This window comes from Blastococcus sp. TML/M2B, from assembly GCF_016612865.1.
Lineage (GTDB): Bacteria > Actinomycetota > Actinomycetes > Mycobacteriales > Geodermatophilaceae > Blastococcus.
On record NZ_JAENZZ010000004.1, the window covers coordinates 1 to 14,101 of the forward strand.

General features: G+C 75.1%; 11 protein-coding genes and 4 pseudogenes. 1 reads left to right on the top strand and 14 read right to left on the bottom strand.

Annotated elements, in window-relative coordinates:
• The 7 genes and pseudogenes from JKP75_RS22210 to ald all read right to left on the bottom strand — a co-directional run.
• Positions 1 to 443 (bottom strand): annotated as a pseudogene (locus JKP75_RS22210) (SMC-Scp complex subunit ScpB); the annotation flags it as partial.
• Positions 444 to 791: 348 nt separating this feature from the next.
• A pseudogene (locus JKP75_RS23245) lies at positions 792 to 1,672 on the bottom strand (segregation and condensation protein A).
• A 26-nt stretch (positions 1,673 to 1,698) separates the two neighbouring features.
• Complete coding sequence (locus JKP75_RS19660; RefSeq protein ID WP_200491761.1) at positions 1,699 to 2,226, bottom strand: hypothetical protein; 528 nt, start codon at positions 2,224 to 2,226, stop codon at positions 1,699 to 1,701.
• Positions 2,223 to 3,128, bottom strand: a complete 906-nt coding sequence (locus tag JKP75_RS19665; RefSeq protein WP_304504651.1) for an AAA family ATPase — start codon at positions 3,126 to 3,128, stop codon at positions 2,223 to 2,225. Before JKP75_RS19665 ends, JKP75_RS19660 begins: the two co-directional genes overlap by 4 nt.
• 210 nt (positions 3,129 to 3,338) lie before the next feature.
• Positions 3,339 to 3,992: a tyrosine-type recombinase/integrase gene (locus JKP75_RS22220; RefSeq protein ID WP_309230075.1), complete on the bottom strand. Its 654-nt coding sequence runs from the start codon at positions 3,990 to 3,992 to the stop codon at positions 3,339 to 3,341.
• Between the two features lie 73 nt (positions 3,993 to 4,065).
• Positions 4,066 to 4,275, bottom strand: a pseudogene (locus tag JKP75_RS22225) (site-specific integrase); the annotation flags it as partial.
• A 38-nt stretch (positions 4,276 to 4,313) separates the two neighbouring features.
• Complete coding sequence (gene ald, locus JKP75_RS19675) at positions 4,314 to 5,429, bottom strand: alanine dehydrogenase (protein ID WP_200492980.1); 1,116 nt, start codon at positions 5,427 to 5,429, stop codon at positions 4,314 to 4,316.
• A 107-nt stretch (positions 5,430 to 5,536) separates the two neighbouring features.
• On the opposite strand from ald, the gene JKP75_RS19680 reads away from it, so the two are divergent.
• On the top strand, positions 5,537 to 6,238 hold the full coding sequence (locus JKP75_RS19680; RefSeq protein WP_200491763.1) for a hypothetical protein: 702 nt from the start codon (positions 5,537 to 5,539) through the stop codon (positions 6,236 to 6,238).
• A 67-nt stretch (positions 6,239 to 6,305) separates the two neighbouring features.
• On the opposite strand, the gene JKP75_RS24220 is transcribed toward JKP75_RS19680, so the two are convergent.
• The 7 genes and pseudogenes from JKP75_RS24220 to JKP75_RS22230 all read right to left on the bottom strand — a co-directional run bounded on the left by JKP75_RS24220 (position 6,306) and on the right by JKP75_RS22230 (position 14,016).
• The gene (locus tag JKP75_RS24220) at positions 6,306 to 6,524 is read right to left on the bottom strand and encodes a hypothetical protein (protein ID WP_309230076.1); all 219 of its coding nucleotides are present in this window, start codon (positions 6,522 to 6,524) and stop codon (positions 6,306 to 6,308) included.
• Positions 6,525 to 6,939: 415 nt separating this feature from the next.
• Positions 6,940 to 7,500 (bottom strand): annotated as a pseudogene (locus JKP75_RS24225) (DUF222 domain-containing protein); the annotation flags it as partial.
• Between the two features lie 468 nt (positions 7,501 to 7,968).
• Complete coding sequence (locus JKP75_RS19690; protein WP_200491765.1) at positions 7,969 to 8,658, bottom strand: hypothetical protein; 690 nt, start codon at positions 8,656 to 8,658, stop codon at positions 7,969 to 7,971.
• A gap of 193 nt (positions 8,659 to 8,851) precedes the next feature.
• Entirely contained in the window at positions 8,852 to 9,451 is a 600-nt protein-coding gene (locus JKP75_RS19695) for an NUDIX hydrolase (RefSeq protein WP_200491766.1), read from the bottom strand.
• A complete protein-coding gene (locus JKP75_RS19700) occupies positions 9,451 to 11,187 on the bottom strand; it encodes a CTP synthase (RefSeq protein WP_200491767.1) in 1,737 nt (578 codons plus the stop codon). Before JKP75_RS19700 ends, JKP75_RS19695 begins: the two co-directional genes overlap by 1 nt.
• Positions 11,162 to 13,546, bottom strand: coding sequence for a hypothetical protein (locus tag JKP75_RS19705; RefSeq protein ID WP_200491768.1), 2,385 nt, complete (start codon positions 13,544 to 13,546; stop codon positions 11,162 to 11,164). Before JKP75_RS19705 ends, JKP75_RS19700 begins: the two co-directional genes overlap by 26 nt.
• Positions 13,543 to 14,016, bottom strand: coding sequence for a glycosyltransferase family 4 protein (locus JKP75_RS22230; RefSeq protein WP_309230077.1), 474 nt, complete (start codon positions 14,014 to 14,016; stop codon positions 13,543 to 13,545). The genes JKP75_RS19705 and JKP75_RS22230 overlap by 4 nt, the downstream gene beginning before the upstream one ends.
• Between the last annotated feature and the right edge of the window lie 85 nt (positions 14,017 to 14,101).

Below are 14,101 nucleotides of genomic sequence, written 5' to 3' on the forward strand. Positions count from 1 at the left end.
TACCTGCACGGCGAGCGAGGTCAGCCCGAGCCGCTCGAGGAACAGCGGCGTCGTGGCGTAGAGCCCGCCGCCGCTGTCGGGGTCGCTGCCCACCTCGGAGACCAGCCCGCGGCCGATCAGGGTGCGCATGACGCCGTCGACGCCGACCCCGCGGATCGCGGCGACGCGGGCGCGGGTCACCGGCTGCCGGTAGGCGATGACGGCCAACGTCTCCAGCGCGGCCTGGCTGAGCCGGCTGCGCTGCCCGTCGACGAGGTACCGCTCGACGACGCCGGCGTGCTCCTCCCGGGTGTAGAGCCGCCACCCCTCCCCACCCGGCGCAGCGCGATCCCCGCCGAGCGCGCGTCGTAGCCCTGCGCCAGCTCGGCCAGCCCGGTCCGCACCTGGATCAGGGAGCAGCGCAGCGCACCGGCCAGGGTGGCCTCGTCGACCGGGTCGTCCATGACGAACAGCAGCGCCTCCAGCCCGCCGCGCAGCTCGTCGGGGTCGAGCAGCTCCAGCGGCTCGGGCTCCGGTTCCGGCTCGGGCTCCGGCTCGGGGGCCGCGGCCGGCGGGGCGGGCTCGTCGTCCTCCACCGGGACCGGCGGGACCTCGCCCTCCTCCACCGGCAGCTCGGAGACGCGGGTGGCGAGCTCGGCCGCGACGGCGTCCCACGCGGCGGGTCGGGGGGCCCCCCCGCCGCTCGGACTCCCGGCGCGCGGCCGCCAGCTCGCCGGCCAGCGCCTCCCAGGAGATCGGGGCGGGCTCCTCGGCGGGCCGCGGCTCCTCGGTGGGCCGGTCGTCGTCGGTGCTCACGAGTACTCCTCGTCGATGTCGTCGGCCGCCGGCTCGCCGCCGTCGCCGGGCAGGGCGCCGGGAACGGCCCCGTCCACGTCGACCGCCCCGGCGTCGGGCTGCCGGCCCGACCAGCGCACGTGCAGCTCGCCCAGCGGCGTGAGCTGCTCGAAGGTGACGCGCTGCTGGCGGTAGAGCTCCAGCAGCGCGAGGAACCGGGCGACCACCTCGAGGGTGTGGTCGCAGTCGGCGGTGAGCGCGCGGAAGGAGACGGTGCCGGCGCGCGCCAGGTGGTCGCGCACCACCAGGAGCTGTTCGCTCACGCTCACCGGCGGGGCGTGCAGGTGCCCGACGCCGACGACGTCGGGCGCCTTCGGCGCCAGGGCACGGGCGGCCAGGGCGGCGAACTGCGCCGGGGTGAGGTCCAGCCGCACCTCGGGCGCGAGGTCGGCGAACCGCGGCTCCAGGGCCGCGACCCGGGGAACCGGCGGGCGGCCTCGCCCTCCCGCTCGCGCAGGAAGGCGGCCGCCTGCTTGTAGGCCTTGTACTGGAGCAGCCGGGCGAAGAGCAGGTCGCGCGCCTCGAGCAGCTCGAGGTCCTCCTCGTCGTCGACCTCGGCGGCCGGCAGCAGCCGGGCGGCCTTGAGGTCGAGCAGCGTGGCGGCGACCACGAGGAACTCGCTGGCCTGGTCGAGGTCGAGTTCGTCGCCCAGGGCGCGCAGATGGGCGATGAACTCGTCGGTGACCGTGGACAGCGCGATCTCGGTGACGTCGAGCTTGTGCTTGCCGATCAGCTGCAGCAGCAGGTCGAACGGGCCCTCGAAGTTGGTCAGCCGCACGGTGAAGCGCGCGGGGACGACGGCGTCCGGCGTCCCCGCTGCCGCGCTGCTGTCCTCCACGGTCAGCGAGCGTAGGCGCGCGCCGCTCAGCCCTGGAGGCGCCGCACCAGCACCGAGTCCTCGCCGCGCTCGGCGAGGTCGGCCAGGATCACCGAGATCGCCTCGCGGACGATCCGCCCGCGGTCGGCGGCGACGCCGTGCTGGCCCCGGAGGGTCAGCCGGGCGGTCTCCAGCGCCATGAGCTCGTCGGCCGAGATGTAGACGGTGATCTTCTCGTCGTGCTTGGTGCGCTCGCGGCCGCGGGCCGGCCGGCCGCGCGTCGGCACCCGGGGTGTGAGCACCGGTGCGGGCGCGGGGGCGGCGCGGAAGGCGGCCAGCTCGTCGTCGCTCGAGGCAGCGGGGGTCGCCGCTCCCCCGGGCACGAGGGTGAGCGGGCTCGCCGGGGCCGGCTCCTCGGCGGCCGGCTCCCCGGCCCGCCGGGCGGCGGTGCGCAGGGCGGGCGAGCTGACCGTGGCGCTGAGGCTGGGCAGCTCGGTGACCTCGGGGACCGAGGACGACGAGTCGGTGCGGCGGAACAGCTCCGAGGCACCGGGCAGCACGGGACGCCGCGTCACAGTGCCAGCACCTCCTTGGCCAGGTCGCGGTAGGCCGCGGCACCCGAGGAGGTCGGCGCCCAGGTGGTGATCGGCTGGCCGGCGACGGTGGTCTCCGGGAACCGGACGGTGCGCTGGATGACGGTTTGGAAGACGGTGTCGCCGAAGGCCTCGACCACCCGGCTGAACACCTCCTTGCAGTGCACGGTGCGCGCGTCGTACATCGTGGCGAGGATGCCGGAGATCTCCAGCTGCGGGTTGAGCCGCTCCTTGACCTTGTCGATGGTGTCGACCAGCAGCGCCACCCCGCGCAGCGAGAAGAACTCGCACTCCAGCGGGATCATCACGCCCTGCGCCGCGGTCAGGGCGTTGACCGTGAGCAGGCCCAGCGACGGCTGGCAGTCGATGAGGATGTAGTCGTACTCGTCGCGCACGTCGGCGAGCACCCGCAGCAGGGTCTGCTCGCGGGCGACCTCGCTGACCAGCTGCACCTCGGCGGCGGAGAGGTCGATGTTGCTGGGCACCAGGTCCAGGCCGGGGATGTCGGTGTGCACGCGCACGTCCCGCAGCGAGGTCCGGCGCTCCATGAGCGCGTTGTAGATGGTGCGGTCCATGGCCTGCGCCGGGACGCCCAGGCCGACCGACAGCGCACCCTGCGGGTCCAGGTCGATGAGCAGCACCTTGCGGCCGAACTCGGTCAGCGCGGCACCCAGGTTGATGGTCGACGTCGTCTTGCCGACGCCGCCCTTCTGGTTGCACATCGCGATGACGCGGGCCGGGCCGTGCTCGGTCAGCGGCTTGGGGTCCGGCAGCGGACGCTGCCGGGCGCGCGCGGGGTCCGTCCGCGAGGCGGCGGCACCCATCTCCGGGTCGCCGTCGCGCGGGCGCGCGACGGCAGGGGCCGCGTCCGCTCGGATCGCCATGAGTCTGTCGCCTCCACCTCGTACCCGGGCCCGGTTGTTCGGGTGCGGTCAGCCGTCCTGTCCGCTCGGGTGATGAGGACGCTACGAAGAGTGGGGGACGCTCCCAAGGGGGCGCGCCGGAGACTTGTCGACATGGCGACGCCTGGCAACTCGTGTGACTGCTCCAGCCGAACCGGCTCCAGAAGTTGCCAACGTGTTCGGCGGCGACTGTCAGTTCAAGGCGCGCGGATGGCTGGTCGCGTACACCTCGCGCAGCCGGTCGACGGTGACCAGCGTGTACACCTGCGTCGTCGTCACCGACGCGTGGCCGAGCAGCTCCTGCACCACGCGCACGTCCGCGCCGCCGTCGAGCAGGTGCGTGGCGAAGGAGTGCCGCAGGGTGTGCGGCGAGACGTCGGGCACCACGCCGTCCGGCCCACCGGCCCGCTCGGCGGCCGAGCGGAGGATCTGCCAGGCGCTCTGCCGCGACAGCGGCCCGCCGCGCACGTTGAGGAACAGCGCCCCGCCGCGCACGCCGCCCCGGCTCCGGCCGGCCAGCTCGGGGCGGGCGCGGACGAGGTAGTCCTCCACGGCCCGGAGCGCGTAGCTGCCCACCGGCACGATCCGCTCCTTGCCGCCCTTGCCGGCGAGCCGGACGGTCGCCTGGGCGCGGTCGACGTCGTCCACGGCGAGCCCGACCGCCTCCGAGATGCGCGCGCCGGTGCCGTACAGCAGCTCCAGCAGCGCGCGGTCGCGCAACCCCCGCGGGCCCTCGACCGCGCCCGCCGCCTCGATCAGCGCCACCACCGACTCGACCGGGATCGCCTTGGGCAGCCGGCGGGCCGGGGTGGGCGGGCGCACTTCGGCGGCGACGTCGTCGGGCACCAGCCCGTCGCGGCAGCGCGAAGCGGTGCAGGCCGCGCACGGCGACGACCGCGCGGGCGGCCGACGTGGCCGACAGCGGCGGGTGGTCGTCGTCCCCGCGGCGCAGCGCGGCCAGGAAGCCGGCGACGTCGGACTCGGTGATCTCGCCCAGGCCGCGCACACCGGCGGCGTCGAGGTACTCGGCGTAGCGGCGCAGGTCGCGGCGGTAGGAGGCGATGGTGTTCTGGGCCAGGCCGCGCTCGACGACGAGGTGGTCCAGGTAGCCGGTCACCACCAGCTCCACGTCGGAGCCGGCCGTGCGGGGCGGCAGGTCGGCGACGGTCAGGACAGCACCTCCGCCAGCGGGACGGCGGTCAGCCCGTGCGCCCCGGCCACCTCGGGCAGGACGACGGCGCCGCCCGCGACGTTGACCCCGCGGGCCAGCGCCGGGTCGGCCGCCACCGCCTCGACGGTGCCGTGCTCGGCGAGGGCCATGACGTAGGGCAGCGTGACGTTGGTCAGCGCGTGGGTGGAGGTGTTCGGCACCGCGCCGGGCATGTTGGCCACGCAGTAGAAGACCGAGTCGTGCACGCGGAAGGTCGGCTCGTCGTGGGTGGTCGGGCGGGTGTCCTCGAAGCAGCCGCCCTGGTCGACGGCGATGTCCACCAGCACCGACCCCGGCCGCATGCGCGACACCAGCTCGTTGCTGACCAGCACCGGTGCCCGGGCCCCCGGCACCAGGACCGCGCCGATCACCAGGTCGGCGCCGAGCACCGCCCGTTCGACCTCGTACGCGGTGGAGGCGACGGTCTGCAGGTGGCCCTGGTAGATCCGGTCGGCGGCGCGCAGCTTGTCGATGTCCTTGTCGAGGACGACGACCTCCGCCTGCATGCCCAGCGCGATCGCCGCCGCGCTCATCCCGGCGACGCCCGCCCCCAGGACGACGACGGTGGCCGCGTGCACCCCGGGGACGCCGCCGAGCAGCACGCCGCGGCCGCCGTGCGCCCGCTCGAGGGCGTGCGCCCCCACCTGCGGGGCCATCCGGCCGGCGACCTCGGACATCGGCGCGAGCAGCGGGAGCGCGCCGTCGGCGGTCTGGACCGTCTCGTAGGCGATCGCGGTGGTGCCCGAGGCGACCAGGGCTGCGGTGCACTCCTCGCTGGCCGCGAGGTGGAGGTAGGTGAACAGCGTCTGGCTGGCCCGCAGCCGCCCGTACTCCTCGGCGACCGGCTCCTTGACCTTGAGCAGCAGGTCCGCGTCGGCCCAGACGACGTCGGCGTCGGGCACCAGGCGCGCGCCGGCGTCGGCGTACTCGGCGTCGGGGATCGAGGAGCCCGCGCCCGCGCCGCTCTCGACCAGCACGGTGTGCCCGGCCCGGACGAGCTCGGTCACGCCGGCGGGGGTGAGCGCCACCCGGTACTCACCGCTCTTGACCTCCCGGGCCACCCCGACCTGCATGCGCGGGAGTCTAGGCACGCGAGGAGCTCGCTACGCCCGACCTGCGGGCGGTCCCGCGCGCTCGCACTCGACCTGCGGGCGCTCCTCGCCGGCCGAAGGATGGGCGGATGCGCCTGTACGCCCAGCACCCCGCCCTCCGCCTGCGCCAGCTCGCCGCCGACGTCGGGCTGCTGGTGTGGGTCGTGGGCTGGGTGCTCGCCGCGCGGGCGGTGCACGGGGCGGTGCTGCTGCTGGCCGAGCCGGGCAGGGCGGTCGAGGACCTCGGCCGCTCGGTCGCCGGCAGCATGGGCTCGGCGGCGGGCGTGGCCGAGGACGTGCCGCTGGTGGGCGACGAGCTGGCCACCCCGTTCGAGGCGCTGGCCCGCGCGAGCGGTTCGGTCCGGGGCGCCAGTCAGAGCGCGCAGGACGCCGTCGACACGCTGGCGACGATCCTCGCCGTCGCCCTCGTCGTCCTCCCGGTGGGCTGGCTGCTGCTGCGCTGGCTGCCGTGGCGCGCCCGTTGGGTGCGCGAGGCCGCGGCCGCCGGGCAGCTGCTGTCGGGGGCTCGACCGGCCGCGGCAGCGGGACGGGGTGCGGTGGCGACGGGGTCGCTGTCGAGCAGCGCCGCGGCGGAGCCGACCGGGGCGGCGGTGGCGCACCCGGACCTCGAGCTGCTCGCTGCGCGAGCGATGGCGACCGCGCCCCTCCCCCGGCTGGCCGCGCTGCCGCCGGGCACCGGAGCGGCGTGGCGGGCCGGCGACCCGACGGCTGTCCGGGCCCTGGCCGGGCTCGAGCTGGAACGACTCGGCCTGCGCCTGCCGGCGAACTGAAAGCACGCCGACACGCGCGGGCCCATGTCGACCGGTCGACAGATCGACCGGTCGACATCCCACCGGATCAGAACGGCGGCGGGTCGTCGGCGGGGTCGGGTGGTGAGGGTGGTGGTTCCGGTGGTCGCAGGCCCGGTGGGCGGGTCGTGCGGGTGATGCCCGAGGGGCTGGTCACGTGCAGCGTGCCGTCGGGGTCCATGCGGAAGCGCCAGCCGCGGGCGAAGGTCTTGAGCCGGTGGTGGGAGCGGCAGGCGCAGCACAGGATTCGCGCACGACGTCGCCCCACCGTCGGCGTGGGCGACCACGTGGTCCAGGTCGGCCCAGCCGACCCGCTGCCCGCAGTTCGGCATCCGGCAGCGCCGGTCCCGGGTGGCGACGAACCGCCGCTGCCCCGCCCGCGGCTCGTAGCCGGCGGTGTCGTCGGGCATGCCGAGGACGGCGCAGCCGCAGCCATCGTCGGCGTCTGCGTCTGCGTCTGCGTCGGGGTCGGGGTCGGCGTCGGGGTGCTGCGGGCAGCCCGTCGCCGCGAGGCGGGCGAGTTCCCCGGCGGTCACCGTGGCCAGCAGCCGCCCCCGCTGGTCGGTGAGCGCGAACGACAGCGACCCCCCGGCCGGCGTCGTCAACCCCAGCGCCTCCACCCGGGCCAGCAGCTCGCGCAGCTGCGCGGCGGTGACCGCGAACCCCGCGACCTCACCGCCCGCGGCGGTGTCCCCGGCGAGCCCGTCCAAAGCGGCGGTCACGGTCAGCTGCACCGACACCCCACCCAGCCCGTGATCGGCCGGGCGGCGGATCAGCATCGCCATCACCGCCGCGCGGATCTGCCCGATCGGCCGCTCGTCGCCATCGGCCTTCGCCATCGCCGCCAGCTGGTCGATCACCGCGTAGCAGGCGGCCGCCTCCTCCACGGTCAGCTCACCGGTCAGCGTCGCCATGCCGTCCACGGTGGGCGCCACCCGCACATCGGCCGCCCGCTGCGCCTCCGCCCGCCGCTCCTCCACCGCCGCCGCATCCAGCTCGGCCAGCAGCGCCAGCGCCCGCTCCCGCAGCCGCGCCAGCGACAACTCCCCCGCCCCCGGCAGCAGTGCCGCCTCCACCGCCTGCGCCAGCGCCGGCGTCGTGGCCTGCAGCGCATCGGCCAGCACCCCGGCCCGGCGCTCGTCGATCCCACCCCGCCGCAACAACGCGAAGGTGGCCGGCAGGTTGTCCCGCCAGGTGAACGCCCGCCGCGCCCGGAACGCCGCCGTCCCCCGCCCCAGATTCAGCGCCGTGCGCCACCTCGTCGACGAAGAACTCGCTCACCCCGGCGAACTCCGGATCGGTCTTCCGCCAACTCCGCCGCCGCGCACCCGGCGTGCCGGGTGGCGGGTCGTCGGTGTCGGGCCGCAGCTCCGCCAGCCGCAGGATCAGCTGCGCCTCCCGGGCGGTCTGCCGCGCCCGGTCCCGCTCGATCCGGCCCAGCTCCCCGGCCACCTGCTCATCGGTCAGCCACTCGGCCGGCAGGTCCAGGTGCGCCTCCGGCCGGGCACCCACCCAGTCGATGAGCACCCCCTCCACCACGGAGGTCCCCGCCAACGTTCCCATGCCCACACGCTAGAGAGCAGGTCTGACACTTTTCGCTGGTCGGACCGTCGCGCCGAGTGGTAGTGACTCCCATCGGTGAGGGCGATGACGTCGCCCCTACAACCCGGCGCGCACCCGCCCTGCAGGCGGCTTTGGGGACATTTCGTCCATCAGCTTTCGGCAGGTGTCTCCACCGTGAGCCGAGGGCCCACATCGATGCCACCGCGCTGCCGAGGCTGCAACTCAGCCGAGCGTCGGTCCGTCCACGCGATCTTGTGCAGCCCGTTCTTCAAAAGGTCCCAGCTGGGAGGAAACGACGTCTCGGTCCGCTTCAGTTCTCGTCCGGTGCTGTCGTACACAGCGAGGGTGATGCGCCCGGACTCCCGATCAATCACGCCCCAAGCGCGAGCAACGATGTCCCGCTGGAAGCGATTGACCTTGTCCGGCAGTGACGCGCGGATCTCGTAGCCACTTGCTAAGACACAATCCCCGGCACGAACGAAGGGCTGGGGGTCCCAGCCACGCGCGGACGCGAGGTGGACCAGCGATTCCACGTGGATGCGCAGGACGGCCGCAAGCACTTCATCGTCCGTGCCCGATAGCACCTCGGCTGGGTCGATGGCCCTCTCGACCCCCACCACGGTGTCCTCCTTGTCATTCCGCACAGGGATGACGGTCAGGTCAGGCCATGTGGGCGTGGACCGGAGGACGGTGTTGACCTTGACCACGAAGTCGGTCTGAACCGGTTCGAGGCAGGCGTCGAAACAACTCGCCACGAGGTTGGTGAGGTGTCTGAAGCGGGCTCGGTCGTGCGCTGGCGTGCCGTCCAGCCAGTGGATCGCCGTCTCTCGGAGTCGCATCTCAGGAGGTCCGTGAGCACATCAGCACCGGGGCAGGGTAACTACGGGCTCAGCCCTCTTTCTCCCTTGAGTCCGCTGTCCCTGAGTGGGCCGCCCAGGGCGAGTGCCGTGCGTCAGGGCCAGACACCGTGGCTGCCTTTCGGCCGACAGCACCGGCGGGGTCAGCCCGATCCGCCGCCCTGCCGGGCCGCCCTCAGGTGGCGTCGACGTCCCGCAGCCGAGGCCCGGTCGCGCGCGCCTGCGCCGCCGCCAGCAGACCGACGACCGCCGCCGAGTTCCGGATGTCGCCGTCGAAGACCCGCTGCACGGCGTCGGCCAGCGGCACCCGCTCGATCGTCATGTCCAGCTCCTCGTGCTCCACGGTGAACCCGTCGGGCCGGGCGACGTCGCGAAGCCCCTCGGCGAGGTACACCAGCACGAGCTCGTCGCAGAAGCCCGGCGTGCTGTACGTGGTGGTGAGCAGCGACCACCGCTCGGCGGCCAGCAGCGCCTCCTCGGCCAGCTCGCGCTTCGCCGTCGCCAGCGGGGGCTCGCCGTCGGCGTCGCGCAGGCCGGCGGGCAGCTCCCAGAGGTAGGCGCCCACCGGATGCCGGTACTGGCGCAGCAGCACCACCCGGCCCTCGTCGTCGAGCGCGACGACGGCGACCGCACCGGGGTGCCTCACCACCTCGCGCACCGACTCGCCGCCGCCGGGCATGGCCACGGTGTCCCGGCGCAGCGAGATGACGTGCCCGTCGAACACGTCCTCGCTGGCCAGGACGCGGTACTCGTGCCCGGCGGCGGCGTCGGGCATCAGGTGCCGACCTGCTGCGCCTCGTCGAAGGTGACCGGCAGCCGGCCGGACTCCTGGTAGTCGACGGCGGCCTGCACGAACCCGGCGAACAGCGGGTGCGGGCGGGTCGGGCGGCTCTTGAGCTCCGGGTGCGCCTGGGTGCCCACGAAGAACGGGTGCACGTCGGCGGGCAGCTCGGCGAACTCGACCAGCGTGCCGTCGGGCGAGGTGCCGGAGAACACCAGGCCGGCCTCGGTGAGCCGGTCGCGGTAGGCGTTGGCGACCTCGTAGCGGTGCCGGTGCCGCTCGGTGATCTCGGTCGAGCCGTAGACCTTCGCCGTCACCGAGCCGGGCAGCAGCGCAGCCGGGTAGCTGCCCAGCCGCATCGTGCCGCCCATGTCGCGCTCACCGGAGACGACGTCGAGCTGCGTGGCCATCGTGGCGATGACGGGCTCGGGGGTCTCGGGCTCGAACTCGGTGGAGTTGGCCTTCTCCAGGCCGGCGACGTCGCGGGCGTACTCGATGACCATGCACTGCAGGCCCAGGCACAGCCCGAGGGTCGGGATGCCGTTGGTCCGGGTGTGCCGGATCGCGCCGAGCTTGCCCTCGATGCCGCGGACGCCGAACCCGCCGGGGACGCAGACGCCGTCGACGCCGGCCAGCGCCTTCGCCGCCCCCTCGGGGGTCTCGCAGTCGTCCGAGGGCACCCAGCGGATCTGCACCCGGCTGCGGTGGGCGAACCCGCCGGCGCGCAGCGCCTCGGTGACCGACAGGTAGGCGTCGGGCAGGTCGATGTACTTGCCGACCAGCGCGATCCTCACCGTCTGCTTGGGCGCGTGCACCCGGTCGAGCAGGTCACCCCACACGGTCCAGTCGACGTCGCGGAAGGGCAGCCCGAGCCGACGGACGACGAACGCGTCGAGGCCCTCGCTGTGCAGCACCTTCGGGATGTCGTAGATCGACGGCGCGTCGGGGCAGGAGATGACCCCCTCGGCGTCGGTGTCGCACATCAGGCTGATCTTGCGCTTGAGGCCCTCGGAGATCTCCCGGTCCGACCGGCAGACCAGCGCGTCGGGCTGGATGCCGATGCTGCGCAGCGCGGCGACCGAGTGCTGCGTCGGCTTGGTCTTCAGCTCCCCCGACGGTGCGATGTAGGGGATCAGCGAGATGTGCAGGAAGAAGCAGTTGTCCCGGCCCAGCTCGTGCCGCACCTGGCGGGCGGCCTCGAGGAAAGGCAGCGACTCGATGTCGCCGACCGTGCCGCCGATCTCGGTGATGACGACGTCCACCCGGTCCGCGCTCTCGGCGCCGGCCAGGATGCGCGACTTGATCTCGTTGGTGATGTGCGGGATGACCTGCACGGTGTCACCAAGGTACTCGCCGCGCCGCTCCTTGGCGATCACGTCCGAGTAGACCTGGCCGGTGGTGACGTTGGCCCGGCCGGAGAGGTCGATGTCCAGGAAGCGCTCGTAGTGCCCGACGTCGAGGTCGGTCTCGGCGCCGTCCTCGGTGACGAAGACCTCGCCGTGCTGGAACGGGTTCATCGTCCCGGGGTCGACGTTGAGGTAGGGGTCCAGCTTCTGCATGGTCACCCTCAGGCCGCGCGCGGACAGCAGCGCGCCCAGCGAACTGGCGGTCAGGCCCTTGCCGAGGGAGGAGACAACCCCGCCGGTGACGAAGACGAACTTCGTCGGCTGGGAGTTGCGGAGGAGGCCGCGTGACGCGACGGATTCAGGCGTTCCAGACGGTCGATCCACGGGAGACGACCGTAACACGGTCCGGGTCGTCGTCCGGGCCGGAGTGGGCAGCGCCACGCGCGCCCTCCCCCTCCGGCGGTGTCCCGATCCGGGGCGCTGCCGCCAGCCGGACCAGCAGCGGCACGAGCAGCGCCGCGGCGGTCGCCGGGAGCGCCACCCCGGAGTCGTTGACCGCCGCCCCCAGGGTGAGGCTCAGGGCGCCGGCGAGCAGCCCGGCGCGCAGCACGGCGGCGTCGGCGGCGGTCAGCCCGCCGGGCGGCACCCCGTCGACGGTGCGCAGCGGGCCGCCCGGCCGGACCAGCCAGACCGCGGCCACGAGCGCGACGGGCAGCATCCAGGCCAGCGGGCTGCCGAGCAGGATGTCGAGGTTGGCCGAGGCCTTGCGCGAGACGACCGTCCACGCCTTGCCGGTGAGCACCTGCTCGACGAACCGGCCGAGGTGGCTGCGCTCGGCCGCCGGCCCGGCCCAGTCCAGGACGGCGATGCTGCCGACGGCGAGGACCGCGACGGCCAGGATCGCGGTGAACCGCAGCACGGTGATCCGCAGCCGCGTGAGCAGCATCGCCAGCAGCAGGAAGCCGGGCAGCGCGGCGAGCACGCCGCCGAAGTCCCGGCCCAGGGACGGCGCCCCGATGACCCCGACGGTGAGGACGCCGGCGAGCAGCACCACCCCGCCCACGACCGTGCGGCGGCGCTCCTCGGGCACCCGGCGCCCGACGGCGGTGGCGACCGCCGCCGTCACCAGCAGCGCGCTGACCGACAGCAGGCCGAAGCTCAGGTTGCCGTAGCCGGTGAAGCGGCCGGCGACGATGGCGTCGTACCCGAGCAGGCCGTTGAGCTCGAGCGTCGAGCCGGTGACGACGTCCCCGACGAGGGTCGCGAGGGTGACGGCCAGGACCACCAGCGGCGGGCCCAGCGGGCTGCGCCGCCACGGCCCGAGCGCCGCGACCGCGGTGACGACGACGACGGCGCCCAGCACCGCCAGCACCAGCGAGGGCAGCGGCTCGCCGGTGCGCTCCCACGGCACGAACCCCGCCAGGTAGGTGCCCACCGGCAGCGCGGCCACCGCCAGGCAGAGCACCCGCAGCAGCGCCCGGGCCCGGCGGACGGGGGCGCGCGGCTCCGCGGACCGGCCGCGGACCCCCAGCAGCAGCAGGCCGAGCGCGACGAGCACCGCCCCGACCCCGACGACGATCCAGAAGAAGGCGCCGACGTTGCGGTGGTGCACCGTGGCCGCCACGTTCATCTGCTCGAGCTCGGTGACCGCCCGCGCCAGCTCCGGCCGGTCGCCGTCCACCCGCAGCGGCTGGCCGTTCATCGACGCCGGCACGTCCAGCCCCAGGGCCCGCAGCGCCGTGGGCGCCAGGTCGATCAGCTGGACGTAGGGGGCGCGGCCGGTGCTCGCCGAGCGCAGCCAGCCCCCGGAGTCGAAGCCCGGGCCGGTGGCGATGCCGACGTGCAGCTGGGGGCGGCCGTCGTTGACCTCGGAGATGCCCGCGAGCAGCACCAGGGTGTCGCCCGGCAGCGCGGCGACGGCGGCCTGCAGCCGGGCCAGCGACTCCTCGATCCGGCCCAGGGCGCCGGCGCGCGGCCGGGGCTCGGTGCCGTCGTCGGTCTGGTCGGCGCCGGGGCTGCCGGCCAGCGTGAGCTGGTCCAGCGAGACCAGCGCGAGGTCGCACCCGCCGAGGAAGGCGGTGAGTTCGTCCGGATCGGTCGGCAGGGCGACGCGGCGGTCCAGCTGCACGCCCGGGGCGGCGGCGGCCAGGGCGGCCGCGCGACCGGAGACGGCGGCGCAGCCGACGCCGGCGCCCAGGGCCGCGGGCTCGGCGCCGAACCGGGCGGTGCCCTCGTCGTCGGCGGTGCGCTGCACGGTGGCCGCGGGGTCGTCCAGGGCCACGGCGGCGATCCGCTCCTGCAGCCCGCAGTGCGAGAGCGAGGTGTCCACCCGCGGCGCCGGTTCCTCGGCGCCGGCGTCGTCGCCGCCAGGGGCGCCCTCGGGCACGGGCTCGCCGGGCCCTTCCTCCGGCAGCGGCACGGTCGGCAGCGGAACCGGCGGCAGCCCCTCGTCGGGGCCGGGGAAGCGGGCGCGGTTGCCGGCGCCGAGGGTGGCCCAGCCGTCGAGCAGGCAGGTGGTGCCGCGCGCGGCGCGGACCGACAGCGCGCCCGCGGCGCCCTGCTCGGCCATCTGCCACAGGGTGGGGGTCGCGGCGGGGTCGACGTCGCTCCAGACCAGACCGGGGACGCCGATCACCAGCACGCGGTCCACCGGGTCGTCCGCCGCCGCGGCCGGCGGCGCCCAGCCGAGCAGCACGGTCAGCAGCAGCACCAGCGGCAGCGCCCACCGCCGGGTGCCGGTCACCGGGGTGCGGCTGCCGGCGGGCCCAGCAGCTCCCGGTAGACGGCGACGACGCGGCGCCCGGCGCCGGCCTCGTCGGGCCACTGCTCCGCCTGGCGCAGACCGGCCTCCACCAGTGCCGCGGCGTGCGCCGGATCGGTGAGCACCCGCTCCAGGGCGTCGGCCAGCGCGTCGGCGTCGCCGACCGGCACCAGGTCGGCCCCCTCCCCCACGAGCTCGGGGATGCCCCCGGCGCGGGTGGACACCAGCGGGGTGCCGGCGCGCAGCGCCTCCTGCGCGGTGAAGGGGCTGCCCTCCCAGCGCGAGGGCAGCACGCAGACGTCGGCGGCGCCCAGCAGGTCGGCGACGTCGCCGCGGCGGCCGAGCAGCACGACCGGCAGCCGCTCGGCCGCGACGCGGGCGGCGAGCTCGTCCTGCAGCGGCCCGTCGCCGGCGATGGCGAACAGCGGCGCGGAGCTGTTCGCCCCGACCACCGGCCGAGGGCGTCGAGCAGGACGTCGTAGCCCTTCTGCGGGTGCAGCCGCCCGACCGCGACCACGAGCGCGCGGCCGTCGGCCA